At 71.8% G+C, this 24891-nt stretch carries 27 protein-coding genes; 18 read left to right on the top strand and 9 right to left on the bottom strand.

What is annotated here, in order from left to right; all coding sequences use genetic code 11:
- Nucleotides 1-181: 181 nt before the first annotated feature.
- Complete coding sequence (locus IE317_RS42420; RefSeq protein WP_191317007.1) at nucleotides 182-1171, top strand: aldo/keto reductase family protein; 990 nt, start codon at nucleotides 182-184, stop codon at nucleotides 1169-1171.
- Nucleotides 1172-1281: 110 nt separating this feature from the next.
- On the opposite strand, the gene IE317_RS42415 is transcribed toward IE317_RS42420, so the two are convergent.
- Both IE317_RS42415 and IE317_RS42410 read right to left on the bottom strand, forming a co-directional pair.
- Nucleotides 1282-2124 carry a phosphoribosylaminoimidazolesuccinocarboxamide synthase gene (locus IE317_RS42415; RefSeq protein ID WP_191317006.1) on the bottom strand — a complete coding sequence of 281 codons (843 nt, stop codon included), beginning with the start codon at nucleotides 2122-2124 and terminating at the stop codon, nucleotides 1282-1284.
- Nucleotides 2121-2870, bottom strand: a complete 750-nt coding sequence (locus IE317_RS42410) for a GntR family transcriptional regulator (protein WP_191317005.1) — start codon at nucleotides 2868-2870, stop codon at nucleotides 2121-2123. The genes IE317_RS42415 and IE317_RS42410 overlap by 4 nt, the downstream gene beginning before the upstream one ends.
- Before the next feature lie 139 nt (nucleotides 2871-3009).
- On the opposite strand from IE317_RS42410, the gene IE317_RS42405 reads away from it, so the two are divergent.
- Nucleotides 3010-3456, top strand: coding sequence for a hypothetical protein (locus IE317_RS42405; RefSeq protein WP_191317004.1), 447 nt, complete (start codon nucleotides 3010-3012; stop codon nucleotides 3454-3456).
- On the opposite strand, the gene IE317_RS42400 is transcribed toward IE317_RS42405, so the two are convergent.
- Nucleotides 3453-4130: an IspD/TarI family cytidylyltransferase gene (locus IE317_RS42400; protein ID WP_191317003.1), complete on the bottom strand. Its 678-nt coding sequence runs from the start codon at nucleotides 4128-4130 to the stop codon at nucleotides 3453-3455. The two genes, IE317_RS42405 and IE317_RS42400, sit on opposite strands and share 4 nt — an antisense overlap.
- 133 nt (nucleotides 4131-4263) lie before the next feature.
- Here IE317_RS42400 and cobT point away from each other — a divergent pair, with 133 nt between their 5' ends.
- Nucleotides 4264-5340, top strand: coding sequence for a nicotinate-nucleotide--dimethylbenzimidazole phosphoribosyltransferase (gene cobT, locus IE317_RS42395; RefSeq protein ID WP_191317002.1), 1077 nt, complete (start codon nucleotides 4264-4266; stop codon nucleotides 5338-5340).
- Between the two features lie 78 nt (nucleotides 5341-5418).
- Here cobT and IE317_RS42390 read toward each other — a convergent pair whose 3' ends face one another.
- Nucleotides 5419-6522 carry a branched-chain amino acid aminotransferase gene (locus IE317_RS42390; RefSeq protein WP_191317001.1) on the bottom strand — a complete coding sequence of 368 codons (1104 nt, stop codon included), beginning with the start codon at nucleotides 6520-6522 and terminating at the stop codon, nucleotides 5419-5421.
- A 97-nt stretch (nucleotides 6523-6619) separates the two neighbouring features.
- Here IE317_RS42390 and IE317_RS42385 point away from each other — a divergent pair, with 97 nt between their 5' ends.
- Entirely contained in the window at nucleotides 6620-6919 is a 300-nt protein-coding gene (locus IE317_RS42385; protein ID WP_191317000.1) for a hypothetical protein, read from the top strand.
- Here the strand turns inward: IE317_RS42385 and IE317_RS42380 are convergent.
- Complete coding sequence (locus IE317_RS42380; protein ID WP_191316999.1) at nucleotides 6876-7538, bottom strand: DUF402 domain-containing protein; 663 nt, start codon at nucleotides 7536-7538, stop codon at nucleotides 6876-6878. The two genes, IE317_RS42385 and IE317_RS42380, sit on opposite strands and share 44 nt — an antisense overlap.
- Nucleotides 7531-8376: a hypothetical protein gene (locus tag IE317_RS42375; protein WP_191316998.1), complete on the bottom strand. Its 846-nt coding sequence runs from the start codon at nucleotides 8374-8376 to the stop codon at nucleotides 7531-7533. The genes IE317_RS42380 and IE317_RS42375 overlap by 8 nt, the downstream gene beginning before the upstream one ends.
- Before the next feature lie 107 nt (nucleotides 8377-8483).
- Here IE317_RS42375 and IE317_RS42370 point away from each other — a divergent pair, with 107 nt between their 5' ends.
- From IE317_RS42370 to IE317_RS42350, 5 genes are all read left to right on the top strand, one after another.
- The gene (locus IE317_RS42370; protein WP_191316997.1) at nucleotides 8484-9983 is read left to right on the top strand and encodes a leucyl aminopeptidase; all 1500 of its coding nucleotides are present in this window, start codon (nucleotides 8484-8486) and stop codon (nucleotides 9981-9983) included.
- A 126-nt stretch (nucleotides 9984-10109) separates the two neighbouring features.
- Nucleotides 10110-12074: a TRAP transporter permease gene (locus IE317_RS42365; RefSeq protein WP_191316996.1), complete on the top strand. Its 1965-nt coding sequence runs from the start codon at nucleotides 10110-10112 to the stop codon at nucleotides 12072-12074.
- Nucleotides 12071-13045: a TAXI family TRAP transporter solute-binding subunit gene (locus IE317_RS42360; RefSeq protein WP_191316995.1), complete on the top strand. Its 975-nt coding sequence runs from the start codon at nucleotides 12071-12073 to the stop codon at nucleotides 13043-13045. Before IE317_RS42365 ends, IE317_RS42360 begins: the two co-directional genes overlap by 4 nt.
- A 10-nt stretch (nucleotides 13046-13055) precedes the next feature.
- The gene (locus tag IE317_RS42355; protein ID WP_191316994.1) at nucleotides 13056-14102 is read left to right on the top strand and encodes an SMI1/KNR4 family protein; all 1047 of its coding nucleotides are present in this window, start codon (nucleotides 13056-13058) and stop codon (nucleotides 14100-14102) included.
- Between the two features lie 10 nt (nucleotides 14103-14112).
- Complete coding sequence (locus IE317_RS42350) at nucleotides 14113-14565, top strand: GNAT family N-acetyltransferase (RefSeq protein WP_191316993.1); 453 nt, start codon at nucleotides 14113-14115, stop codon at nucleotides 14563-14565.
- On the opposite strand, the gene IE317_RS42345 is transcribed toward IE317_RS42350, so the two are convergent.
- Complete coding sequence (locus IE317_RS42345; protein ID WP_191316992.1) at nucleotides 14562-14906, bottom strand: oxidoreductase; 345 nt, start codon at nucleotides 14904-14906, stop codon at nucleotides 14562-14564. The two genes, IE317_RS42350 and IE317_RS42345, sit on opposite strands and share 4 nt — an antisense overlap.
- Nucleotides 14907-15089: 183 nt before the next feature.
- Between IE317_RS42345 and lpdA the strand changes: the two genes are divergently transcribed.
- The 7 genes from lpdA to lipB all read left to right on the top strand — a co-directional run bounded on the left by lpdA (nucleotide 15090) and on the right by lipB (nucleotide 21518).
- On the top strand, nucleotides 15090-16463 hold the full coding sequence (lpdA, locus tag IE317_RS42340; RefSeq protein ID WP_191316991.1) for a dihydrolipoyl dehydrogenase: 1374 nt from the start codon (nucleotides 15090-15092) through the stop codon (nucleotides 16461-16463).
- A gap of 55 nt (nucleotides 16464-16518) precedes the next feature.
- Entirely contained in the window at nucleotides 16519-18321 is a 1803-nt protein-coding gene (gene sucB, locus IE317_RS42335; RefSeq protein ID WP_191316990.1) for a 2-oxoglutarate dehydrogenase, E2 component, dihydrolipoamide succinyltransferase, read from the top strand.
- Between the two features lie 70 nt (nucleotides 18322-18391).
- Nucleotides 18392-18787, top strand: a complete 396-nt coding sequence (locus tag IE317_RS42330) for a serine hydrolase (protein WP_191316989.1) — start codon at nucleotides 18392-18394, stop codon at nucleotides 18785-18787.
- Nucleotides 18788-19079: 292 nt separating this feature from the next.
- Nucleotides 19080-19295 carry a hypothetical protein gene (locus IE317_RS42325; RefSeq protein ID WP_191316988.1) on the top strand — a complete coding sequence of 72 codons (216 nt, stop codon included), beginning with the start codon at nucleotides 19080-19082 and terminating at the stop codon, nucleotides 19293-19295.
- Nucleotides 19283-20158: a TIGR01777 family oxidoreductase gene (locus IE317_RS42320; protein WP_191316987.1), complete on the top strand. Its 876-nt coding sequence runs from the start codon at nucleotides 19283-19285 to the stop codon at nucleotides 20156-20158. The genes IE317_RS42325 and IE317_RS42320 overlap by 13 nt, the downstream gene beginning before the upstream one ends.
- Nucleotides 20155-20778: a phosphatase PAP2 family protein gene (locus tag IE317_RS42315; protein ID WP_191316986.1), complete on the top strand. Its 624-nt coding sequence runs from the start codon at nucleotides 20155-20157 to the stop codon at nucleotides 20776-20778. The genes IE317_RS42320 and IE317_RS42315 overlap by 4 nt, the downstream gene beginning before the upstream one ends.
- Nucleotides 20775-21518: a lipoyl(octanoyl) transferase LipB gene (gene lipB / locus IE317_RS42310; protein ID WP_191316985.1), complete on the top strand. Its 744-nt coding sequence runs from the start codon at nucleotides 20775-20777 to the stop codon at nucleotides 21516-21518. Before IE317_RS42315 ends, lipB begins: the two co-directional genes overlap by 4 nt.
- Before the next feature lie 96 nt (nucleotides 21519-21614).
- On the opposite strand, the gene IE317_RS42305 is transcribed toward lipB, so the two are convergent.
- Together IE317_RS42305 and IE317_RS42300 are read right to left on the bottom strand one after the other, a co-directional pair.
- Nucleotides 21615-22550 carry an LLM class F420-dependent oxidoreductase gene (locus tag IE317_RS42305; RefSeq protein WP_191316984.1) on the bottom strand — a complete coding sequence of 312 codons (936 nt, stop codon included), beginning with the start codon at nucleotides 22548-22550 and terminating at the stop codon, nucleotides 21615-21617.
- Between the two features lie 4 nt (nucleotides 22551-22554).
- Nucleotides 22555-23166 (bottom strand): TetR/AcrR family transcriptional regulator, encoded by a 612-nt coding sequence (locus IE317_RS42300; RefSeq protein ID WP_103342363.1) that lies wholly within the window; start codon nucleotides 23164-23166, stop codon nucleotides 22555-22557.
- 130 nt (nucleotides 23167-23296) lie between these two features.
- Between IE317_RS42300 and IE317_RS42295 the strand changes: the two genes are divergently transcribed.
- Both IE317_RS42295 and IE317_RS42290 read left to right on the top strand, forming a co-directional pair.
- The gene (locus IE317_RS42295; RefSeq protein WP_191316983.1) at nucleotides 23297-23818 is read left to right on the top strand and encodes a hypothetical protein; all 522 of its coding nucleotides are present in this window, start codon (nucleotides 23297-23299) and stop codon (nucleotides 23816-23818) included.
- 18 nt (nucleotides 23819-23836) lie between these two features.
- Nucleotides 23837-24775 carry an oxidoreductase gene (locus IE317_RS42290; RefSeq protein WP_191316982.1) on the top strand — a complete coding sequence of 313 codons (939 nt, stop codon included), beginning with the start codon at nucleotides 23837-23839 and terminating at the stop codon, nucleotides 24773-24775.
- Nucleotides 24776-24891: the final 116 nt, after the last annotated feature.

Here is a 24891-nt window from a genome sequence, read left to right as displayed (position 1 = left end):
GTCAAGGCACGCTTTCCCGCCTTGACGCGGCGCCACCGGCCGTCGTCACAATCGGGCATCGGGGTGGAGGGCACCGACCAAGGCGCCCTGGCATCGCCGGGCGTCAGGTGAGGCGGCAGGTGAGGCTGGAGTCACTCCAGGTCGTTAGCAAAGCAAACGATTACCGCCTAAGCTCGCGGCCATGGAGTTTCGTCGTCTCGGCCGCAGCGGCCTCAACGTCAGTGAGATCTCGTACGGGAACTGGCTCACCCACGGTTCCCAGGTCGAGGAAGACCAGGCCCGCGCCTGCATCCAGGCCGCCCTCGACGCCGGCATCACCACGTTCGATACGGCTGATGCGTATGCCAATACCGCCGCGGAGTCCGTGCTCGGGCGCGGCCTGAAGAGCCAGCGGCGGGAAAGCCTCGAGATCTTCACCAAGGTCTTCTGGCCCACCGGCCCCAAGGGCCCCAACGACAAGGGCCTCTCCCGCAAGCACATTATGGAATCGGCCCACGCCTCCCTGACCAGGCTCGGCACCGACTACGTCGACCTCTACCAGGCGCACCGGTTCGACCGGCACACCCCGCTCGAAGAGACCATGGTCGCCTTCGCCGACCTCGTCCGCCAGGGCAAGGTGCTCTACGTCGGCGTCTCCGAATGGACCGCCGAGCAGATCTCCCGCGGCGCCGCCCTCGCCCGCGAGCTGCGCATCCCGCTCGTGTCGAACCAGCCGCAGTACAACATGCTCTGGCGCGTCATCGAGGAGCAGGTCATCCCCACCTCGGAGCGCGAAGGCCTCAGCCAGATCGTCTGGTCGCCGATCGCCCAGGGCGTGCTCACCGGCAAGTACAAGCCCGGTCAGGCCTACCCCGAAGGCTCGCGCGCGACCGACGAGAAGGGCGGGGCCGACATGGTCGCCCGCTTCCTCGACGAAAACGTCCTCGAGCGCGTCGCCCGGCTCGAACCCCTCGCCGAGCAGGCCGGCCTGAGCCTCGCCCAGTTGGCCGTCGCGTGGGTGCTGCAGAACCCGAACGTCGCCTCCGCGATCATCGGGGCTTCGCGGCCGGAACAGGTGCACGAGAACGTCAAGGCCGCCGGCAAGAAGCTCGACGCCGACCTGCTGACCGCCATCGACGACGTCCTCGGCGACGTCGTCGAGCGCGACGCCACCCTCACCAAGAGCCCCTGACCCTGGTCGCTCCGGCTCTGGAACGGCACCCCGAGGCCGAACGCGTCCTCGGGGGCCATCCGGGGCTCCAGGCCGAAGCCGCGCAGGAGCTCAGCCGGTACGGGTCGTACTCACCCACGGACCCAGGTCTTCCCGGTGATCCGCTCGTAGACCTCGGTGTAGCGCTGCCGCGTCTGCTCGACGATGTCCGCGGGGATCTCCGGCCCGGGCGGGGTCTGGTCCCAGCCCGTCGACCGCGACCAGTCGCGGACGAACTGCTTGTCGAACGCGTGCTGCGGACGGCCCGGCTCCCACTCGTCGGCCGGCCAGAACCGCGACGAGTCCGAGGTCAGGACCTCGTCGCCGAGGGTCAGCGTGCCGTCGGCGTCGAAGCCGAACTCCAGCTTCGTGTCGGCGATGATCACGCCGTGGGCCGCCGCGTGTTCGGCGCCCTTCGTGTAGATCTCCAGCGTCAGCTCGCGAAGCCGCTTCGCGGTGTCCTCGCCGATCTCGTTCAGGACCTCGTCGAAGGTCATGAACTCGTCGTGCCCGGTGTCGGACTCCTTGGTCGTCGGCGTGAAGATCGGCTCCGGCAGCTTGTCGCCCTCGACCAGTCCCGGCGGCAGCGCGACGCCGGAGATCTTGCCGTCGCGCCGGTACTCCCGCAGGCCGAGGCCGGCGAGGTAGCCGCGGGCGATGCACTCGACCTTGACCATCTTCAGCGGCTTGCAGCGCATCGAGCGGCCCGCGAACTGCTCCGGCACGTCGGTGGTCGACACGACGTGGTTCGGGACGACGTCGGCCATCCGCTCGAACCACCAGGCGGAGAGCTGGTTGAGCAGATTGCCCTTGTCCGGGATCGGCGTCGGCAGCGAGACGTCGTAGACCGAGACGCGGTCGGACGCGACCAGCAGGATGTCCCCGCCGTCGAGTTCGTACAGGTCACGGACCTTGCCCGCGTGGATGTGCTTCATTCGCCGTCCTCAGTCGTGTACTCGTAGAAAACCCAGTGGTCGGGCAAGGCGGCGGACTCACCGTACTCGACGACCGTCCCGTCGGCCGCCAGGAAGGTGCTCCGGCCCAGCAGCACCGGCGACCCGGCGGGCAGCCCGAGCTCGGCCGCCTCCTCCTCGCCCGCGCGCCCCGCGGCGTGCCGTTCCTGCGTCGTCGCGATCTTCGTGCCGAGCCGGGCGGCCGCGTGGGCCGCGGTGCCCTCGACGATCCGCTCCGCCACCAGCAGCGCCGGCGCCTTCGCCGACAACGCGCCGTCGAGCCACGAAGTCGACGTCGACAGCGGCCGCGAGTCCGGGCCGTAGGTGGTACGCCGCCGCCGGATCACCGGGGCTCCCTCTTCCAGGCCGAGGGCGGCCGCGGCGCGCTCGGACGCCGGCTCGAGCCCGGCCGAGCGGATCACCGCGTAGTGGCCGGGCGGGTAGATCCGGCCCGTGCGCACCGACGCGGCGGCGCGATCGCGGGCCGTGCGGTGCAGGCCGCCGCGGTCGACGACCGTGCCGACGCCGCGCACGGGCCGCACCAGGCCCTGCGAGCGCAGCGTGGCCAGCACCTTGGTGGCCGTCGCCATGGCGACGGCCCAGGTGCGCGCGATCTCGCGGGCGGACGGCACCGCGTCGCCCTCCTGCAGCCGGCCGGACAGGATGTCGTCCCGGATCCGGCCCGCGATCTGCAGGTACGGCGGCTCAGGGCGGTCGAGGGTGGGCAAGGCAGCTCCTCACGCCGGTAAACACGCACAAGTGTTCTAGCACGCCGGGGGGTGTCCCACAAAGGCCTGTTCAGAACCACCCAGGTGTACTAGTACACGCACTGGACTGTGCTCTAGTGCGCAAGTTACCCTCGAAAGTGTGTCCCCGACCACACCGCACGCCGGCTCCAGCGGCCAGGGCCTCGAGGAACTCCTCGAGGAACTCCGGCGCCGCAAATGGGTGCTGCACCTGTTCGGCGGCCGCGAGGCGCCGGAGGTCTACGCGGCCGTGCACCGCTGGCCGACCTGCGCGGACGTCATCATCCTCCGCGACGAGCACCGGGCCAGCGCCTACCGCGTGCCGACCTTCCCGGGCACGGACGTGTTCAGCCCGAAGGTCGTCACGTGGCAGTACCACGCCAGCCCGGTGTGGACGCTGCGGGCGGTGCTCACCCTGGCGGAGCCCGGCACCCCGGGCGCGCCGCTGCAGGCACTCCGGCCACAGCCGGACTGCCGGATCCCGCCGGAACTGCGCCACGACGTGACCATCCGGCCGACCGGGACGCCCACGGAAGGAGACGACGGCGGGCCGCCCGCGTGCGCCTAGCGGGCCAGCAGCCGCTCCGCGACGACGAGGTCGTGGGGATAGGTGATCTTGAGGTTCTCGGGAGCACCCGGGACCCAGCGGATCGGCAGGGAGGAGAACCGCTCCATGCACGAGGAAGTGTCCGTTCCGACGAAGCCTTCGCGCTCGGCCTTCTCGTAGGCCTCGAGCAGCGGTCCGGCCCGGAAGCCCTGAGGCGTCTGGACGCGGATCGCGCCGGGCACCTGGGCGACCAGGTGCCCGGCATCCACCTCGACGACGTCGTCCGCGGCCAGGCCCGGCACAGCCCCCCCGTCCTCGCGTGTCCGGGCCAGCACCGCACCGACCAGTTCGGGGTGGACCAGCGGCCGGGCCGCGTCGTGCAGCAGCACGGCGTCGACCCGGCCGCCTGTGATCCTGGGGGCGAGGTGGCGCAGCGCGTTCAGCTCGGACGCCTGGCGGGTGTCGCCGCCGTGCACGATCTCGACGCCAACGCCGGCCACCTCGTCGGCGAGTTCCCGGTCCTGCGGCCGGATGACCAGCACGAGCACGCCGATGCCGGGAACCTTGCGGAAGGCGTCGAGCGACCAGGCCACCACGCGCCGCCCGGCCAGGGGCAGGTAGACCTTGTTCAGCTTCGCGCCGACGCGGGTGCCCGCGCCACTGGCCAGCACCACCGCGGCCGCCGTCGTCTCCACGAGCCGCGAGACTACCGGCCCGCCCTTCCCGGTAAGTTGGCCACAGCGTTGCCGTGGCAGCGTTGAAACCGGGGCTCCGCCCCGGGCCGGGGGCTTCGCCACCCGGACCCCCCAAAGAATCGAAGGGCCTGGTGTGGAGCCGGACAACATCGAGTTCCCCGAGATCACCCCGCCCGACGACCACGCCCGGTCCGCCGCGATCGCGCTGCACGACAAGCTGGTCAAGCCCGCGGGATCGCTCGGGCGGCTCGAAGAGCTGGGCGTCTGGATCGCCGCTTGCCAGGGACAGTCGCCGCCACGGCCGTTCACGCGGCCACGGGTCGTCGTCTTCGCCGGTGACCACGGCATCGCCGCGAAGGGTGTCTCCGCCTATCCGGCCGAGGTCACCGCGCAGCTGCTGGGCACCATGCTCACCGGCGGCGCCGCGATCAACGTGCTGGCCGCCGCCGCGGGCGCGAGCGTGCGCGTGGTCGACCTCGCGGTCGACACCGAGGCCCCGGCGACCCGCGCGATCGGCGAGTTCAAGGTCCGCCGCGGCTCCGGCTCCATCGACGTCGAAGACGCCCTGACCGCCGACGAAGCGAAGAAGGCGATCCGCGCCGGGATCGCGATCGCCGACGCCGAGGTCGACGGCGGCGCCGACCTGCTCATCCCCGGCGACCTCGGGATCGGCAACAGCACGCCCGCATCGGTGCTGGTGGCGGCTCTGACCGGCAGCGAGCCGGTCGCCGTCGTCGGCCGCGGCTCCGGCATCGACGACGACGCGTGGATGCGCAAGGCCACCGCCGTGCGGGACGCCCTGCGCCGGGCCCGCGCGGTGCTCGCCGACCCGGTCGACCTGCTGCGCACCACGGCCGGCGCGGACATCGCCGCGATGGCCGGGTTCCTTGCCCAGGCCGCGGTCCGCCGGACGCCGGTGGTGCTGGACGGCCTGGTCGCCTGCGCGGCGGCACTGGTCGCCGAGGACCTCGCCCCGGGCGCGCGCCGCTGGTGGGTCGCGGGCCAGCGGACGGCCGAACCGGCGCACGCCCTCGCCCTGGAGCACCTGGACCTGGGCCCGCTGCTGGAACTGGACGTCCGGCTCGGCGAAGGCACCGGCGCGGTGACCGCGTTGCCGCTGTTGATGATGGCCGCCCGCGTCCTCGCCGAGACGGCCACGCACGAGCAGGCCGGGGTTTCCGGTCCGCTCATCGCCGCCCCCGCTTCCTGACGCGGACGGAAGCGGCCCCGGACGCAGTGAATGACTCATTCCTGGCGTCGGACGCCAGGAATGAGTCATTCAAGACGCTCAGCCGAGCTTGACCATCCAGTGGTCCGGGTCGGGGCGGGTGCCCTCCTGGATCCCGGTCAGCTCTTCGCGCAGCTTCATCGTCAGCTCACCGGGCTGCCCGTCGGCGATGGTGAACTCCCCGCCCGCGTGCTTGGCATGTCCGACCGGGGTGATCACCGCCGCGGTGCCGCAGGCGAACGTCTCGGTCAGCTCACCCGAAGCCGCCCCCTTCTCCCACTCGTCGGTGGAGATGCGGCGCTCCTCGATCTTGTACCCGAGCCGCGAAGCCAGCTGCAGCAGCGACTTGCGCGTCACGCCGGGCAGCAGCGACCCCGTCAGCTCGGGCGTCACCAGCCGCGCGTTCTCGCCCGAGCCGAAGACGAAGAACAGGTTCATCCCGCCCATCTCCTCGACCCAGCGCCGCTCGACGGCGTCGAGCCAGACCACCTGGTCGCAGCCCTTCTCGACGGCCTGCGCCTGCGCCACGAACGACGCCGCGTAGTTGCCGGCGCACTTGGCCGCGCCGGTGCCGCCGGGCGCCGCCCGGACGTACTCGGTGGACAGCCAGACGCTCACCGGCTTCACGCCGCCGGAGAAGTACGACCCGGCCGGGGACGCGATGACCGTGTACACGTAGTCGGCGGCCGGGCTGTTGACGCCGAGCCCGGTGGACGTCGAGATCATGAACGGCCGCAGGTACAGCGAGTCACCCTGGCGGGTGGGCACCCAGCGGCCGTCGACGGCGATGAGCTCGCGCAGCGACTCGACGAAGACCTCTTCGGGCAGCTGCGGCATGGCGAGCCGCTCGGCCGAGTCGCGGAACCGCGCGGCGTTGGCGTCCGGGCGGAACGACGCGATCGTGCCGTCCGGCTGGCGGTAGGCCTTGAGGCCCTCGAAGATGGCCTGGCCGTAGTGCAGCACCGACGTCGCCGGGTCGAGGGTGAAGGGGGCGTAGGGGCCGACCTGGGCGTCGTGCCAGCCTTCGGCCTTGGACCACTTGAGGGTGACCATGTGGTCGGTGAAGTACGCCCCGAACCCGGGGGCGGCGAGTACCTCCGCGACACGGTCCGCGCTCGCAGGACTCGGGTGCGGGACATGGGCGAACTGTGTCGTGGTCGTCATGGCTAGACGATACCGCTTGCTCGGACGCGCGTTAGTCGGATGTCCATCTGTTCCCGGGTTTCCCGCGCCCGGGGCGTGCCGCCTCTAGGATGACGCCGTGACCTACCACTCCACTGAGCCGGTCCCCCGGCCCAAGACGACCGGCGCCGACATCAAGACCTTCGTCGCCGCGGCGCTGCTGACCTTCGGCGTCGGCCTGCTCGGCATGGTCGGCTGGGCCGTGCTCGACAGCGGCTTCGGCGGCTTCCTCGGCCTGGTCGGCGGGGTCTTCGGCGTCGTGTGGTGGCGGAAGATCCACGGCAAGGCGTTCCCGAAGGTGCTGCCGACGAAGTCGGTCGTCATCCTCGCGGTCGTCAACGCCGTGCTGGCGCTGATCCTTCTCCTGACCGCGGGCTGAGCTCCGCCGGCAGCTCCGGCGCCGGCCAGCCGGGGTCCGGGCGGAAGTCGGTGTCGGTCCCGTCGAACGGGTAGGCGCCGCGTTCGGCCAGCGCGCCGATCCGCTCTCCCTCCGCGCGCAGCCGGTCGAACTGCTCGAGGGTCAGGCGGCCGACCTCGATGGCCGCCTCGGCCTCGTCCTCGTCGTCCCAGCGCCAGCTGCCGTCGGGCTCGACGACGACGTCGAGCACGCCGTCGATCCGGTCCACCGCGCCCGGCGTGCGGCCCAGCGGGATCTCCAGGTTGACGTACCAGTTCTTGAACCGGCCTTCGAGGTCGAAGAACCACCAGACCGAAGACCACTCGTCTTCGGGGATCCGGCGCAGCGTCGACGCGCCGTGCCAGGAATCCGGGACCGGCACCCGCGGGATGCGGAACCGCTGGTCCAGCGGAGCGTCCCGCATCAGGCGGCCGTCGGCGAGCCTGCTGCCGACGATCGGCGTGCCCGCCGGCAGCCAGGCCAGCAGGACACGGCCGTCGTCTTCGAGGACGCGCAGCGGGTGAACCTGGCCGATCGAGCCGTCGGGGCGGTGGAACCGTTCGAGCACGGTCTCCCCCGGCCGCCAGCGTCGATCACTCACGCGCTTCACTGTACCTTCGCGCGCGTACGCCCAGTAGCAGCTCGAACACGGTGGCCAGGCCCGCGACGACGAGCACGGGCAGTACCGGCAGGAAGAACGCGGCGACCGCGGCGGCGGCGAGCCCGGCGAGCCCCGGCATCCCCGCCCGCACCCGGACCTCGGTCCCGGCGGCGAGCGCGGGCACCACGGTGGCGACCACCGCGACGACCGTGAGCAGCGGTTGCAGCGCGTCGGCGTCGGCGGCGGACAGCAGGTCGCGCAGCGAGGTGAGCGACAGCCCGAGCCGCACCGCGCCGAGCTGGTAGAGCGCGGCGAAGGCGGCCAGGACGGCGAACGCGCCGAGCAGCAGTACGCGCAGGCCCGCGTTCCCGCGTCCGGCCGGCCGCAGGAACGGCAGCGCGAGCACCGCGGCGACGAGCACACCCGCGAAGTCCGGGGGCCGCAGGCCGTCCGCGGTTCCCACCGGCGGCACGGCCACGCACACGACGACCAGCACGAGCCCCGCGGCGAGCAGCACACCCCCCGCAACCCGCACGACGATCGTCGGGATCTTCGCCCCGGCGAACCCCGCGCCGGTCACCACCACGACGAACGCCGCGGCCGCCGCCGCGCGGTGCGCCGGGAAGACGTAGGCACCGAACGTGATGGCGTAGACGGTCACCTCCGACAGCCGCGCGACCGCCACGACGACCCGCTCCACCAGGGTGTCCCCCGGTTCCGGCACCCGCGCCGACACGCCGGCGGCCACCGCCGCGAGCACCAGCCCGGCGAGCAGCCACCAGCCCGCGCCCGCCGCCCCGGCCGCCAGCGCGACCAGCAGCCCACCGCCCAGCCGCACGCAGCCCTCCCGTACCTGTGTTCACCCGCGGTTCCGTCGTCATTAGCATGGCTCACGATCCCGACCGGGCCGGTGCCCGGTACCCGAGAACGCGCGAGGAGCCAGAAGTGACCGTGCCTAAGCTCGCCCTGTCCGACAACACCGGGGAGGCACTGGCCAAGACGCGCGCCGACGTGGTCGTCATCGGCACCCTGGCCGGCGAGGACGGTCCGGTGCTCGCTCCCGGTGCCGCCGCCGTGGACGCCGCTTTCGACGGCAGGCTCGCCGGCCTGCTGGCCACGCTCGGGGCGAGCGGCAAGGCCGAAGAGGTCGTCAAGGTCCCGACGCTGGGCAAGCTCCCGGCGGGTGTCGTGCTCGCCGTCGGCCTGGGCAAGGCGGGCGACACCGTCACCCCCGAGCAGGTCCGCCGCGCCGCGGGGGCGGCCGGCCGCGCGCTGGCCGGCACCGACCGCGCCTTCGTCACGCTGTCCGAGCTCGACCTGCAGGCCGCCGTCGAGGGCACGGTCCTCGGCTCCTACGTCTTCACCGCCTACCGCTCGGAGAAGGGCGACGCCCCGCTGGCGAAGGCGGACTTCTCGACCCCGGCCGAGGGCACCGCCCGCGAGCACAAGGCGACCCTGAAGGCGGCCGGCGCCATCGCCGAGGCCGTCATCGTGGCCCGCGACCTGATCAACACCCCGCCGAACGACCTCTACCCGGCCTCCTTCGCCGACCGCGCGAAGAAGCTGGCCGAGGACAACGGCCTCGAGTTCGAGGTGCTCGACGAGAAGGCCCTCAAGCGCAAGGGTTTCGGCGGCATCCTCGGCGTCGGCGGCGGCTCGTCCCGCCCGCCGCGGCTGCTGCGCCTGGCGTACAAGCCGGCCAAGGCCGCCAAGAAGGTCGCCCTCGTCGGCAAGGGCATCACGTTCGACTCGGGCGGCATCTCGCTCAAGCCCGCCGCGAACATGGACCACATGACCTCGGACATGTCCGGCGCGGCCGGCGTGCTCGCGTCGGTGGTGCTCGCGGCGAAGCTGAAGTACCCCCTGGAGGTCGTTGCGCACATCCCGCTGGCGGAGAACCTGCCGTCCGGGACGTCGTACCGGCCGGGTGACGTGTTGACCATGTACGGCGGCAAGACCGTCGAGGTGCTCAACACCGACGCCGAAGGCCGGCTCGTGCTCGTGGACGCCATGGTGCGCGCGGCCGAGGAGAACCCGGACTACCTGATCGAGACGTCCACGCTGACCGGCGCCCAGGTCGTCGCGCTCGGCAACCGCACCGCCGGCGTGATGGGCTCCGAGGACTTCCGCGACCGCGTCGCGGCGATCATGCAGGCCACCGGCGAAAACGGCTGGGCCATGCCGCTGCCGGAGGAGCTGCGCGCCGACCTCGACTCGCGCCTGGCCGACCTGGCCAACGTGACCGGCCACCGCTGGGGCGGCATGCTCGCCGCCGGGATCTTCCTGCGCGAGTTCGTCGCCGACGGCCTCGACTGGGTCCACATCGACATCGCGGGCCCGTCGTTCAACACCGGTTCGCCGTGGGGCTACACCGGCAAGGGCGGCACCGGCGTCCCGGTCCGCTCGATCGCCGCGGTCCTCGCGGACATCGCCGCCAACGGCTGACCCCTCCCGCAGCCGGTCGTGAGTGGTAAGGCGGGTTCTAACCCGCTTTACCACTCACGACCGTGATGGGTGGCGGTGATCGAATTGCCGCTTTCGGTGTGATCCGCGACACCGTACGGTGACCGGGTGACGACCGAGCCGGTGGAACGCGACTCCCCCGCCGAAATCGCCGCCGAGCACGACGAGGAACGCCCGGCGCGGAAGCTGTCCCGCGTTCCCGACCGCGTCGTCTACTTCGTCGCCCTCGCGGTCGCGGTCCTGGTGCTCAAGCAGGTGTTCTTCCCGTTCGCCAAGGGCAACCAGTTCTACCTGGTCCTCTTCCTCGGCGTGACGCTGCCGCTGGTGTTCCTCTGCTACCGCCCGCGGCTGCGCGGCCGTGACGACCCGGGCTGGACCGACTGGGCACTCGCCGTCCTGGCGCTGGCCGTCGGCCTCTACCCGGTGCTCGTCGGCTACGACGACTTCCTGAACCGCCAGGGCATCCTGTCCCCGCTGGACATCGTGGCCGGCGCGCTGCTGCTGGTGCTGATCCTCGAAGCCACCCGCCGCACGACCGGGCTGGTGCTGCCGATCGTCTGCCTGCTCTTCCTGGCCTACGCCTACTACGGCGGCTTCCTCCCGCAGAACTGGGGCATCGCCCACGCGGGCATCGACTTCAGCCAGATCGTCAACGCGCTCTTCAACGACGCCAGCGGGTTCTACGGCACTCCCCTGGACGTCGCGGCGAGCTACATCGTGCTGTTCACCCTCTACGGCGCGGTGCTCAACGCCTCCGGAGCCGGGCAGTTCTTCGTGGACATCTCCTTCGCCGCGTTCCGCAGGTCCCGGACCGCACCCGGCCGGACCACCGTGCTGTCCGGCTTCCTGCTCGGCACGGTGTCGGGTTCGGGCACCGCGACCGCCGTCAGCCTCGGCTCGATCACCTGGCCGATCCTCGAGAAAGCCCGCTACCCCAAGGAAAACGCCGGCGGGCTGCTCGCCGCGTCCGGCATCGGGGCCATCCTCTCGCCGCCGACGCTGGGCGCGGCCGCGTTCATCATCGCCGAGTACCTGCAGACGTCGTACCTGAAGGTGCTGGTCTGGGCGACCGTCCCGACCCTGCTCTACTACCTCGGCATCGTGTTCGCGATGGAGGCCGACGCGCGGCGCTTCAAGGCCGAAGCCGTCGACGTCCCGCACGCCGATCCCTGGAAACTGTTGCGGCGCGGCGGTTATCACTTCCTGTCGCTGGCGATCATCGTCGTGTTCCTCGCCCTGGACATCCCGCCGTTCGCCGCGGTGGTCTACGCCACCGGCGTCGCCGCGCTGTTCGCGCTGATCGCCCGGCGCCACGACGTGCGCGGGTGGGCCGGGGACATGGTGGACGCGCTGTCGGCGGGCGTCCGGGGCGCGTTGCCGGTGATCGCGGTGTGCGCGGCGGCCGGCGTGATCACCTCGACCATCACCAAGACCGGGCTGGGCCTGGAACTCGCCGACGCGCTGGTGGAACTGGCCGGCGTGCTGACCGACAACGGCACGGTGATCCTCATCCTCACCGTGCTGCTCTCGGCGGTCGCCGTCGGCGTGCTGGGGCTCGCGGTGCCGGTCACCGCCAGCTTCATCATCGCCTGGGTGGTGATCGGCCCGGCCCTGGAGACGCTGGGCGTCGCCGACGCCGAGCGCGCGATGTTCATCTTCTACTACGCCGTGTTGTCCGAGGTCACGCCGCCGACCGCGCTCGCCGCGGTCGCTTCGGCGGCGATCACCGGCGGCTCGGTGCTGGGCACCATGTGGCAGTGCTGGAAGTACACGCTCCCGGCGTTCCTGGTGCCGATCGCCTTCGTGCTGACGGACAACGGCGCCGCGCTGCTGCTGGAGTCCGACGTGCTCACCGTGCTGTGGGTGACGGCGGTGTCCGCGCTCGCCGTCGCCGCGCTGGCGGTGGTCACCGGCGGCTGGCTCTTCGGTCCGGTCAGTCTCCCGGTGCGGCTGCTGTTCGTGCCCGCCGCCCTGTGCCTGCTCTACCTGGAGCCGGTGCCGATCGCGATCGGTGCCGCGTGCGGCGCCGCCGCTCTGCTCACCCATGCCGTGATCAAGAGGAGGACAGCATGAAACGCGCAGTCGCCGCCGCCGCGGTGCTCGCTCTGGCCGTCACCGGCTGCGGCGGGAAACAGCAGACCGACCAAGCCGCGCCCAGCGGTGCACAGTCCTGCGAAGCGGGCGAAGGCCGCATCACCATCGCCACCGGCAACAGCGGCGGCGTGTACTACGTGCTGGGCGGCGGGCTGGCCCAGCTGATCAGCAACAACACGAAGCTGCGGGCGACGGCCGCGGAAACCGGCGCGTCGGTGCAGAACATCCAGCAGCTCGTCGCCGGCAACTACGACGTCGCCTTCTCGCTGGCCGACACCGCGGCGGACGCCGTCAACGGCAAGGGGTCCTTCGACGGCAAGCCGCAGAAGATCCAGGCCCTGTCCCGGATCTATCCGAACTCGACGCAGGTGCTGGTGCGCACGGACGCCGGCATCAACAGCGTCGAGGACATGAAGGGCAAGCGGATCTCGACCGGCTCGCCCAAGTCGGGCACCGAGGTGATCGCCAACCGCCTCCTGGAGGCGGCCGGGCTCAAGCCCGACACCGACGTCCAGGCCCAGCGGCTCGACCTGGCCAAGACGGCGGACGGCATGAAGGCGGGGACGCTCGACGGGCTCGTCTGGTCCGGCGGGCTGCCGACCGCGCAGATCACCGACATCACCACGGCGTTGAAGGACAAGGTGAAGTTCCTCGACGTCACGCCGCTGCTCCCGGCGCTGAAGAAGGTGAACCCGGTCTACGACCAGGCGGTGATCCCCAAGGCGGCCTACGGGCAGCCGGCGGACGTGCCGACGGTCGTGGTGCCGAACCTGCTGCTGGTCCGCGAGGACTTCCCGGCGGGCAACGCGTGCGCGATCACGAAGCTGATCTTCGACAAGCAGGCGGAGCTGGCGAAGGTGCACCCGGCCGCGAAGGAGATTTCGAAGCAGCTGGCGACACAGACCGACCCGGTGCCGCTGCACCCGGGCGCGAAGCAGGCCCTCGGCTAGGGTCGGCAGGGTGCAGGACTCCCTCGAAGCGGCGGTCCGCGACGTCCTGACGGCGCCCGAGGCGCGCGTCGACGACCAGGTGGGGTACGCGGCCTTGCTGCTGGCGGTCTCCGGCGCCCTCGACGAAGCCGACCGGCTGGTCACGCAGTGGCTGGCCCGGACCGAACGCCCGGTGACGGCCTTGGCCGCGGACCCGGTGCGGGCGCGCGCGTGGGCGATGCTCTTCGAGGCTCGGGGCGGACGTCCGGACTGGGCCGAGGGCCTGCCGCCGCTCGACCTCGATGCGGAGGAGCGCACGCACACGGCCTGGTTGCGGCGCCCGGTTTCGGATTTGGAGGGTGTCCTCCCCCCGGGCCCGGTCGCCGAGGTGGTGCGGCAGGTGGCGCCGTCGCGCCCGGACCGGGTGCGGGCCGCCCTCGCCGACGGTGACCTGGAGCGCTGGGCTTCGCTCGCCGGACCGCACCCGGACGTCGCGGCGCTGGCCGCGACGCGCGCCCTGGCTCCGGCGCTGGTCGCGGGCGCGGACCCGCTGGGGTTGCGTGACGAGGCGCCGGTTTGGGCGGGCGCGCTGATCGCGGCGCTGCACGAGCGGTACCCGCCGGAGCTGGGCAGCTGGCCGGAACTGATCGCGGAGATCATGCGCCTGCGCGGCGTGGGGGAACTCCCGCCAAGCGCAGCTCCGGCAGAACCGCTCCCACCCGCCCCGGCCGAACCGCGACCCGACCCCCTCCTCCGCAGGCGGACCCCGCTCCCACCTCCGGCATCGGAGGCGGCGATCCGCTCAGCCGAGCTGCGCCTGGGCGTCGAACTGCCCTCCGACCACCGCGGCTTCCTCCGCACCTGCGACGGCCTGCCCGCCGACGTGGTCTTCCCCCGCCTCCTCGGCACCGCGGACCTGCGCACCGAGAACGGCGTGGTGATCCTCAGCGACCCCGCCGTGCTGCTGCTCTCGGCCGGGCACGTGGTCGAAGTCGACCCGGTCCTGGGCACCACCGTCCACGCGTCCTTCCGGGCGGCGTTGGTCCAGCACGCCACCCTGCTCGCCCAAGCCACGTAAGTTGGACCCGGTGACCATCCTCACCGTGGAGAAGATCACCCCGGACAACGTCGCCGCCACGTGCCAGCTGGCCGTCCAGCCGCACCAGAAGAAGTTCGTCGCCCCCGTTGCGGTCTCGCTCGCCGAGGCGTACACGCAACCGGACATCGCCTGGCCGCGGGTGATCGTCGCCGACGGCGAACCCGTCGCTTTCGTGATGGGCCGCTTCGACCCGGCGGCCGAGTTCGACTTCTTCCGCTGCGGGATCTGGCGGCTCAACGTCGGCGCCTGCGTGCAGGGCCGCGGCTACGGCCGGTTCGCCGTCGAAACCGTCCTCGACGAGGCCCGGCGGCGGGGCGAAAAGGTCGCGACGGTGCTGTGGCTCCCGGGCGACGACGGCCCGGAACGGTTCTACCTCAAGCTGGGCTTCCGGCCCACCGGCCAGACCCACCACGGCGAGGTGGTCGGCCGGATCGAGCTCTAGACCTGACCGCGCTTCTTGCGCTCGGTGTACTCGCGCATCCGCTTCGGGTAACCCACCCGCGCGACCTCGTACACCGGGATCGACCGGCGGTGGCCGAACTGCTGCGCGGCCTCCAGGCTGCCGATGCGCCGCCGCGTCCACTCCCCGTCGTGGGCGATCAACACCACAGTGGTCTCGGTGACGTTGGTCTTCGGCTCCACGAAGGCTTCGACACCCCTTCGGGTGGCTGCCCACTCGTCGAGGTGGCGGGTGTCCTCGGAGCTGGCTTTCCGCAGCGTACCGGTCCGTTGCCCACCCTTGGCCCGCCTGCGCAGCGAGTCGAAGAGCCCCACCTCGACCACCTCTCCTCCCGAGACGTACGCCACTCATTATCCCGATGTCCGCGTGTGGTCGGCGTCGCACACCCGGCTAGCTCGCAGCCCCGTCCGGCGTAGTGACAAGATGGCGGTGTCGCGCGCGCGGTTATACCGGGCGCGGGCGCGACGACAGAGCATCACCCCACTGCTTGCCGAGGAGTTAATGAAGTGACCGACACCTCCGCCGACCTCGTGATCCTGGGAGGCGGATCGGGCGGCTACGCCGCGGCGTTCCGCGCGGCCGAGCTGGGCCTTTCCGTCACGCTGATCGAGAAGGACAAGCTGGGCGGGACGTGCCTCCACCGGGGCTGCATCCCGACCAAGGCCCTGCTGCACGCCGCCGAGGTCGCCGACGAGACCCGTGACGCCGAAGCGGTCGGCGTCAAGGCCGCCTTCGAGGGCATCGACATCGCCGGGGTCAACAAGTACAAGGACGGCATCGTCGCCCGCCTGTACAAGGGCCTGCAGGGCCTGGCCAAGGCGCACAAGGTGAACCTCGTCGAGGGCGCCGGCACGTTCGTCGGCGGCACGACCGTCGAGGTGGACGGCACCCGCTACACCGGCAAGAACGTCATCCTCGCCACCGGCTCGTACTCGCGCACGCTGCCCGGCCTGGAGCTCGGCGGCCGCATCATCGCCAGCGAGCAGGCCCTCGCCCTCGACTACGTCCCCAAGAAGGTCGTGGTGCTCGGCGGCGGCGTCATCGGCGTCGAGTTCGCCAGCGTGTGGGCCTCCTTCGGCGTCGACGTCACCATCGTCGAGGCCCTGCCGCGGCTGGTTCCGAACGAGGACGAGTTCGCGTCCAAGCAGCTCGAGCGCGCTTTCCGCCGTCGCAAGATCGCCTTCAAGACCGGCGTGAAGTTCACCGGCGCGAAGCAGGACGACAACGGCGTGAGCGTTTCGCTGGAGTCCGGCGAGACCATCGAGGCCGACCTGCTGCTGGTCGCCGTCGGCCGCGGGCCGAACTCGGCCGGCCACGGTTACGAGGAGGCCGGCGTCAAGATCGAGCGCGGCTTCGTCATCACCGACGAGCGGCTGCGCACGAACCTGCCGAACGTCTACGCCGTCGGCGACATCGTCCCCGGCCTGCAGCTCGCGCACCGCGGCTTCCAGCAGGGCATCTTCGTCGCCGAGGAGATCGCCGGGCAGAACCCGCGCGTGATCGACGAGAGCGGCATCCCGCGGGTCACCTACTCGCACCCGGAGGTCGCGTCGGTCGGGCTGACCGAGTCGCAGGCGAAGGACAAGTACGGCTCGGACGTCACGACGTTCACCTACGACCTCGGCGGCAACGGCAAGAGCCAGATCCTCAAGACCTCCGGCGGGGTCAAGCTGGTCAAGGCCCCGGACGGCCCGGTCGTCGGGGTGCACATGGTCGGCGACCGCGTCGGCGAGCTGATCGGCGAAGCGCAGCTGATCTACAGCTGGGAGGCCTTCCCCGAGGACGTCGCCCCGCTGATCCACGCGCACCCCACCCAGACCGAGGCCCTCGGTGAAGCGTTCCTCGCCCTCGCGGGGAAGCCGCTGCACGTGCACAGCTGACGTCCCACCAGCAGAATCCAGACCACGCAGAACTTGGAAGAGGAGTCAGCGAACGATGGCCTACTCCGTCACATTGCCGGAGCTCGGGGAGAGCGTCACCGAAGGCACCGTCACCCGGTGGCTTAAGCAGGAGGGCGACACCGTCGAGGTCGACGAGCCGTTGCTCGAGATCTCGACCGACAAGGTCGACACCGAGGTGCCTTCCCCGGTGGCGGGCACGGTCGTGAAGATCAGCGCCCAGGAGGACGAGACCGTCGAGGTCGGCGGCGAGCTCGCCGTCATCGACGACGGCACCGGCGGCGTGCCGGAGTCCTCCGGGTCCTCCGCCCCGGCGCAGGAGGAGAAGTCCGAGCCGGAGCCCGCGCAGGAGGAGGAGCCGCAGGCCCAGGCCTCCGAGGACAGCGCGCCGAGCAAGCCGGACACCGCGCCGGCGGCGGGTGGCGAAGGCACCGAGGTGAAGCTGCCCGAGCTGGGCGAGAGCGTCACCGAGGGCACCGTCACGCGCTGGCTGAAGGCGGTCGGCGACTCGGTCGAGGTCGACGAGCCGCTGCTCGAGATCTCCACCGACAAGGTCGACACCGAGGTGCCGTCGCCGGTGGCCGGCACGGTGCTGGAGATCCGCGCGGGTGAGGACGAGACCGTCGAGGTCGGCGGCGTCCTGGCCGTGATCGGCGACGCGAACGCGGCGCCGAAGGCCGAGTCGAAGCCGGAACCGAAGCCGGAACCCAAGCCCGAGCCGAAGCCGGAACCCAAGCCGGAGCCGAAGCCGGAGCCGGTTCAGGAGTCGAAGCCGGAACCGAAGCCCGAGCCCAAGCCGGAACCGAAGCCGCAGGCCGCGCCCGCGGCGAAGGCCACCGAGTCGGCCCCGGCCGCCGCGGCGAAGGACGGCTCGGCGGACGGCCCGTACGTCACGCCGCTGGTCCGCAAGCTCGCGTCCGAGCACGGCATCGACCTGTCGACGCTGACCGGCAGCGGTGTCGGCGGCCGGATCCGCAAGCAGGACGTCCTGGCCGCGGCCGAGGAGAAGCAGAAGCAGCAGGCCCCGGCGCCCGCCGCCGCTGCCCCGGCTGCTGCTGCCGCCCCGTCGGCGCCCGCCGCGCGTCCCGCGGCCGCGGTGTCGCCGGAGCTCGCCGCGCTGCGCGGCACCGTGCAGAAGGCCAGCCGGATCCGCCAGATCACGGCCACCAAGACCCGCGAGTCGCTGCAGATCGCCGCGCAGCTCACGCAGGTCCAGGAGGTCGACGTCACGAAGATCGCCAAGCTGCGCCAGCGGGCGAAGGCGGCCTTCAAGGAGCGCGAGGGCGTCAACCTGACGTTCCTGCCGTTCTTCGCGAAGGCCACGGTCGAGGCGCTCAAGCAGCACCCGAACGTCAACGCGTCCTACAACGAGGACACGAAGGAGATCACCTACCACGGCGCCGTGCACCTGGGCATCGCGGTGGACACCGAGCGCGGGCTGCTCTCGGTCGTGATCCACGACGCGGGCGAGCTGAGCCTGGCCGGGCTGGCGCACCGGATCGCCGACCTGGCGGGCCGCGCGCGGTCGGGCCAGATCAAGCCGGACGAGCTGTCGGGCGGCACGTTCTCGATCACGAACATCGGCAGCGTCGGCGCGCTGTTCGACACGCCGATCATCGTGCAGCCGCAGTCGGGCATCCTCGGCACCGGCGCGGTCGTCAAGCGCCCGGTGGTGATCGCGGACGCCGACGGCAACGACACGATCGCGATCCGGTCGATGGCGTACCTGCCGCTGACCTACGACCACCGCCTGGTGGACGGGGCCGACGCGGGCCGCTTCCTGACGACGATCAAGCAGCGCCTGGAAGAGGGCAACTTCGAGAGCGAACTCGGTCTCTGAAGTCACCGCTGACGAAGGCCGCCACGGGATGCCCGTGGCGGCCTTCGCCGCATCCGGGGAGGAGGCGGCGTTGACCTGGTTCGCGGAGCACCGCGACGACGTCTCGATCGTCGCGGACGACGGCACCAACCGCCTGTCGCACCACGCCGAGGTGCCGCGGGTCCTGGCCTCGACGATCAAGGTCGTCCACCTGCTCGCCTACACGACGGCGGTGGCAGGCGGCCTCGATCCGGCGGAACCGGTCCGGGTCGGTGACTGGGACGCCTTTCCCTTTCGCGGAGAACGGCTCACGCGACTAGGGCGCCTGCGGGCGTGGGCGTCGCTGAGCATCGACTGCGACGAGTTCGGCATCGCCCGAGATCCTGAGCGGTCGTCCCGCTCGCTCGACGCGCTCGCCACGGCGATGATCGCCGCGAGCAACAACGCGGCCCCGGACCACCTGCGGGTCGGCTCGGCCAACAGGTAGCGCAGCCAGCGGCTGGGAGGAGCACCCATTTCGGCCCCACCGGCGGCAACCAAGCCCCCACCCACCACGGGGGGCGTCCCAAGTCCAGTCTATCGGCCCACGCCCCACCGGAAGCCCCGTTCGGCGATCTGTGGACAACTCCAGCGATCTCCGCACACCTGTGGACAAGCCAGGCCGGCTGGGGTGCGGCCAGCGCGAGGCACCGCCGCGGAGCTGTTCGCCTTCCACCGCCACCTCGCCACCGCGGACTCCCCCGGCCGCCGCGCACGCGTGCCGGGTCCTCGGCGGCAACGTGCGGTACAAGGGCGGTTCCCTGCCGCGCAGCCGCGGGTTCGGCCTGTCCACGGACGAGGCGGCCATCGCGATGTTCTACACCGGAACCGGTTTCCCCGACATCCCGCTCGCCAGGCTCGGCCTGGCGATCCTGTCCGACCTTCCGGCTTTCGCGAGGGACCTGGGCATGCGGGCGCGCAGCGGATGCGCAACGATCGAACCATGCGAGTACTGATCGCCGGAGCGAGCGGCTTGATCGGGTCGGCGCTGGGTGAACGCCTGGGGCGCGAGGGCCACGAGGTCCGCCGGCTGGTGCGGCGGGAAGCGCGCGAAGGCGGCGAATTCCGCTGGGACCCGCCGTCGGGCACCATTGCGAGCGGTGCCTTCGAGGGGGTCGACGCCGTGGTGAACCTGGGTGGCCAGCGGCTGTTCCCCGGCCGGTGGAGCGCGATGCGCAAGCAGCAGCTCACCGACAGCCGGGTCGAGCCCACCGAGGTGCTCGCCGAAGCCGTCGCCGAACACGGGGTCGGGGTCCTCGTCAACGCGTCCGCCGTCGGGTACTACGGGAACACCGGTACGTCCACTGTGGACGAATCCGCGCCGCGCGGCGGGGGCTTCCTCGCCGAGCTGTGCGAGGTGTGGGAAGCCGCGACGGCGGGTGCCGGGGACGCGCGGGTCGTGAAGATCCGGACCGGGCTGGTCCTGTCGGCGAAAGGCGGCTTGTACGGGACGCTGCGTCCGCTCTTCGCGCTGTGCCTGGGCGGGCGGCTCGGGAACGGAAGCCAGTACATGCCGTGGATCGCCCTCGAGGACGAGGTCGGCGCGATCGTCCACGTCCTGGCGCACGACGAGGTGTCCGGGCCGGTGAACCTGACCGGCCCGGAGCCGGTGACCAACGCCGAGTTCACCCGCGCCGTCGGCCGCGCGCTGCACCGGCCCGCGCCGTGGCGGGTCCCCGGGATCGCGCTCAAGGCGGTGCTCGGCCAGGCCGGTGAGGAGATGGCGCTGTTCGGGCAGCGGGCCGTCCCGGCCGTGCTGGAGCGGACCGGTTACGCGTTCCGGCACCGGACCCTGGGCAGCGCGCTCGCCGCGGCATGACGGTCCCCCTCAAGCGCTGGCTCGTCGTCGGTTTCGCACTGGTGGCGGCCTTCGTGGCGCTCGGGCTCGGCGTCGCCCGGCACCCGCTGACCCTCGACTCCCAGGTGGCGAACGCCCTCCACGGCGTCTACACGCAGCCGCTCGGACGGGCGGCGCAGATCGGCAGCGACGTCCTCGGCCCGGTGCTCCCCTGGATCCTCGGCGTGGCGCTGCTCGCGCTGGCGTTGCGGCAGCGGCAGCACACCGGGTTGTGCGTGCGGCTCGCCGTCGTGCTGCTGCTGTGCCGGCTGACGAGCGTGGTGGCCAAGCCGCTGTTCCTGCGGGAACGCCCCCGTGACTACCCGGACCTGAGCTACCCCAGCGGCCACGTGACGTCGGTGGCGAGCGTCGGGTTCGTGCTGGTGCTGCTGTGCGCGTACCTGTGGCCGAGGCTGGTGAAGCGCGTCCTGCTGGCCGCCGCGGTGGCGGTCGTGGTGTGCGCCGCCTGCCGGGTCGTGCTCGGCGTGCACTGGGTGTCGGACACGATCGGCGCAGTGCTGGCGGTGACCGGTGTCGGGCTGCTCTCAGCGTGCGCCTTGCGGCTGCTTCCCCCGGGTGACGGGCGTAGCCTCGACGGGTGAGTTCTTCCCGTACTTCCTGCCGCGCCAGCACCGAGCCCGTCGACGTCCGGGAACTCGGCACGATCGACTACACCGAAGCCTGGGAGCTCCAGCGGAGCTTCTTGACCGCGCGCGCGGACGGCACCGCGCCGGACACGATGCTCCTGCTCCAGCACCCGTCGGTGTACACGGCGGGCAAGCGCACGGAGGAGGCCGACCGCCCCACGGACGGCACCCCGGTGATCGACGTCGACCGCGGCGGCAAGATCACCTGGCACGGGCCCGGCCAGCTGGTGGGCTACCCGATCGTCAAGCTCGCCGACCCGATCGACGTGGTCCACTACGTGCGCCGCCTGGAAGAGGCGCTGATCCACGTGTGCGACCAGCTCGGCGTGGCCAGCGGCCGGGTCGAGGGCCGCAGCGGGGTGTGGATCCCGGCCGACGACCGCGGGATCGAGCGCAAGATCGCGGCGATCGGCATCCGCGTCCAGCGCGGCGTGACGATGCACGGCTTCGAGCTGAACTGCAACGCCGACCTGGCCGCGTTCGACTCGATCGTCCCGTGCGGCATCCGCGACGCGGGCGTGACGTCGCTGTCGTACGAGCTCCAGCGGGACGTGACGGTGGAAGCGGTCCTCCCCCTGGCCCGCGACGCGGTCCTGGCGGCCCTCGAAGGCGAGCTCCCGGTGAGCGAGGACCGCTGGCTCCCCCGCCCCGAAGCCCCGAAGGCGGCGGGCGTCACCTTCGCCCTCCAGAACTGAGAACGGTGAAGGCCACCTGTGGACAACAGGTGGCCTTCACCGTTTCGAGCCGCGGAACTGTCAGCCCCTTCCACTAGCGTGGAAAACGGGGGCTGCTCAGTCCAGCTGCGGCGCCACCTCGGCGGCGATCAGGTCGAGCTGGTCCAGGTCCGACAGGTCCAGCAGCTGCAGGTAGACCCGCGTGATCCCGGTCTTCTCCCGCCAGTGCCCGATCCGGTCGACGACCTCGGCGGGCGACCCGGCCAGGCCGTTGGCCCGCAGCTCGTCCACCTCCCGCCCGAGCACCGAAGCGCGCTGCGCGACTTCCGCGTCGGACCGGCCCACGCCGACGACCAGGGCCACCGAGCGCAGGATCTCCTTCGGGTCGCGCCCGATCTCCGCCGCGGCCGCCTCGACGCGGGCGAACTGGGCCGCCGCCGTCTCGACGTCGGTGAACGGCAGGTTGAACTCGTCGGCGAACCGCGCGGCCAGCGCCGGGGTGCGCTTCTTGCCCCCGCCGCCGATGATCACCGGCGGCGCCGGCGACTGCGCCGGCTTCGGGAGCGCCGGCGAATCGGACAGCTTGTAGTGCGCCCCGTCGAACGAGTACGTCGAACCCAGCGGCGTCTTCCACAGCCCGGTGATGATCTCGAGCTGCTCGGCGTAGCGGTCGAAGCGCTCCTTCAGCGGCGGCAGCGTCAGGCCGTACGCCTCGTGCTCGGCGTCGTACCAGCCGGCCCCGAAACCGAACTCGACGCGGCCGCCGGACATCCGGTCGACCTGCGCCACCGAGATGGCCAGCGGTCCCGGGTGGCGGAACGTCGCCGCGGTGACCAGCGTGCCCAGCCGGACGCGGCTGGTCTCCCGGGCCAGGCCGGCGAGGGTGATCCACGCGTCGGTCGGGCCGGGCAGGCCGTCGGCCGAGCCCATCTTCAGGTAGTGGTCGCTGCGGAAGAAGGCGTCGTACCCGGCGGCTTCGGTCGCCTTGGCGACGCGCAGCAGGTCGTCGTAGCTGGCCCCTTGCTGGGGCTCGGTGAAGATCCTCAAGTCCACGACGTCAGCCTATAGAGACGTCGGGTTCCGTGCGCCTCAGCCGGACCAGCATGCGGACGATCACGTCCTCGATCTCGGCGCGGACCTTCTTCGGATCGGGCGAACTGGCGATTTCGGTCGCGGCGCTCGACAGGGCGCCGAACAGCAGGCGCGCGGTGACCTCCACCGGTACCGGTTCGACCTCGCCCGCGTCGATCAGCGACTGCAGGCCGGACCGCACGAGCCCGAAGCTGCAGCGCTCCTCGGCCTCGCGCCAGCGCTCCCAGCCCATCACGACCGGTGCCTCGTGGATGGCGATCCGCTGGTAGGCGGGGTCGAGGCAGGCGCGGAAGAACGCGTTGAGCCCGGCGAGCGCCCGCTCCCACGGCGTGCCCTCGCCGGTCATGATCTTGTCGAGCCGGTCGTAGACGAGGCTTTCGACCTGGTCGAACGCGGCTTCGAACAACGCCTGCTTACCGCTGAAGTGGTGGTACAGCGCACCTTTGGTCACCCGGGCGCGTTTGGCGATCTCGTCGAGCGAGGTCCCCGCGTAACCGCGTTTGGTGAACAGTTCGACCGCGCTGTCGACCAGCGCGGACCGGGTCGACTCGGAATAGTCGAGTCGTCTGGACCTCATTGTCGCCACCTTCACAACTTTACGCCCGGAACCGCTCTCCATACTCATGGTATGTTCGGCGCGTCAGGTCCGTACCGGGAGTATGCCGCAGACCCGCGGTATGACCCGGGCCACGGAAGGGGAGCCACACATGAGCTGGACCGACTTCTACCGACGTCAGGAAATCCTCGAAGCGACCGTCCGCCTGGCCGCCCGGAACCCGGGTGAGCCGCTGCCGCTCGAGGAGGTGCCCGGTGCCGAGGAGCACTTCGGCACCGAGGAAAACGTCCTCACCGCCCTGCAGTACCAGTGGACGCGGACGCTGAGCGGCCGCCTGCGCTCCGAGGTCGTCGACCCGGACGACGCCGACGGCCTCGGCGACCACGTCGACGCCGTCACGCGTGCCTGGCGCGCCGCCGTCGACGAGCACGCCGACCTGCGCGCGGTCCTCGACGGCGCCTACGAGCGGCACGCGTCGCTGCGCCGGATGCACGAGGGCGAGCTGCGGATGCTCGCCGTGACGGCCGGGCTGGCCGACCCGCGCGAGCCCGCCGACGAGATCGTCAAGGTGGGGCACGCGTTCGAAGCGCTGCTGCGGGCGAACCGCTCGGAGACGACCCGCCGCCGTCCGGTGATCGGACACCTGCGGCGCCTGCTCGCGCCGAGTGCGTGAACAGGGTTTAGTACACGTATGACGGAGCGCTGGACCGAAGCCGACATCGCCGATCAGAGCGGCCGGACCGTCCTGGTCACCGGAGCGAACTCCGGGCTCGGCCTGCGCACGTCCCAGGTGCTCGCGGGCAAGGGGGCCCGCGTGCTCCTCGCCTGCCGCTCCGCCGAACGCGGCGCGAAGGCCCTCGAGACCGTGAAAGCGGCCGCCGCGGGCGCCGAACCCGAGCTCGTCCCACTGGACCTGAGCGAGCTCGCCTCGGTGCGCGCGGCCGCCGCGTCGGTGCGGGAACGCACCGGCGACGCGCTGGACGTGCTGATCAACAACGCCGGCGTGATGGCCACCGCCCGCGGCCGCACGGCCGACGGGTTCGAGCTGCAGTTCGGCACCAACTACCTCGGCCACGCGGCGCTGACGTGGCTGCTCATGCCCGCCCTGCGCCGTCGGGTCGTCACGCTGTCGAGCCTGGCCGCGGTCGGCGCCCGCATCCACTTCGACGACCCGAACGCCGAGCACCGCCGCTACAACCCCGCCGCCGCGTACGGGCAGTCCAAGCTCGCCGATCAGGTGTTCGCACTCGAACTGGACCGCCGTCTGCGCGCGGCGGGCTCCGGCGTGATCAGCGTCGCCGCCCACCCGGGCTACACCGCCACGGGGCTCGGCAGCGGCATGGCGCGGTCGTACTCGAACCCGGTGGTGCGCTCGCTGATCGCCGGCGGGCATCGGCTCGGCGAAGTCCTGTTCGCCCAGAACACCCGCATCGGCGCCCTCCCGCAGCTCCACGCGGCGACGGCCGACGGCGTCGAAGGCGGCGCCTACTTCGGCCCCCGCGGCCTCGGCAACCTGCGCGGTTACCCGGCGGCGGTACCGGCCGTGGCCGCCGCGCGCAGCGAACGGGTGGGCGCTGCGTTGTGGGACTTGACCGCGAAGCTGACCGGCGTCACCCCGGATCCCGCGTAGCCCGGACGGGCGTACGGTTGACGTGTGAGTGCTGCGCCTGAAGGCCGGAAGCTGTTGCGTCTCGAGGTGCGCAACAGTGAGACGCCGATCGAGAAGAAGCCGTCGTGGATCAAGAC

Origin of the sequence: Amycolatopsis bullii (assembly GCF_014654205.1) — a bacterium.
Lineage (GTDB): Bacteria > Actinomycetota > Actinomycetes > Mycobacteriales > Pseudonocardiaceae > Amycolatopsis > Amycolatopsis plumensis.
This window is presented reverse-complemented; position numbering and strand designations above follow the sequence as displayed.

What these genes read in the sequence shown, in the direction of transcription:
- IE317_RS42290 (WP_191316982.1), top strand. Translation starts at nt 23,837, where the DNA reads ATGACGGAGCGCTGGACCGAAGCCGACATCGCCGATCAGAGCGGCCGG.
- IE317_RS42360 (WP_191316995.1), top strand. Translation starts at nt 12,071, where the DNA reads ATGAAACGCGCAGTCGCCGCCGCCGCGGTGCTCGCTCTGGCCGTCACC.
- IE317_RS42320 (WP_191316987.1), top strand. Translation starts at nt 19,283, where the DNA reads ATGCGAGTACTGATCGCCGGAGCGAGCGGCTTGATCGGGTCGGCGCTG.
- IE317_RS42315 (WP_191316986.1), top strand. Translation starts at nt 20,155, where the DNA reads ATGACGGTCCCCCTCAAGCGCTGGCTCGTCGTCGGTTTCGCACTGGTG.
- sucB (WP_191316990.1), top strand. Translation starts at nt 16,519, where the DNA reads ATGGCCTACTCCGTCACATTGCCGGAGCTCGGGGAGAGCGTCACCGAA.
- IE317_RS42420 (WP_191317007.1), top strand. Translation starts at nt 182, where the DNA reads ATGGAGTTTCGTCGTCTCGGCCGCAGCGGCCTCAACGTCAGTGAGATC.
- IE317_RS42390 (WP_191317001.1), bottom strand. Translation starts at nt 6,522, where the DNA reads ATGACGACCACGACACAGTTCGCCCATGTCCCGCACCCGAGTCCTGCG.
- IE317_RS42300 (WP_103342363.1), bottom strand. Translation starts at nt 23,166, where the DNA reads ATGAGGTCCAGACGACTCGACTATTCCGAGTCGACCCGGTCCGCGCTG.
- IE317_RS42295 (WP_191316983.1), top strand. Translation starts at nt 23,297, where the DNA reads ATGAGCTGGACCGACTTCTACCGACGTCAGGAAATCCTCGAAGCGACC.
- IE317_RS42415 (WP_191317006.1), bottom strand. Translation starts at nt 2,124, where the DNA reads ATGAAGCACATCCACGCGGGCAAGGTCCGTGACCTGTACGAACTCGAC.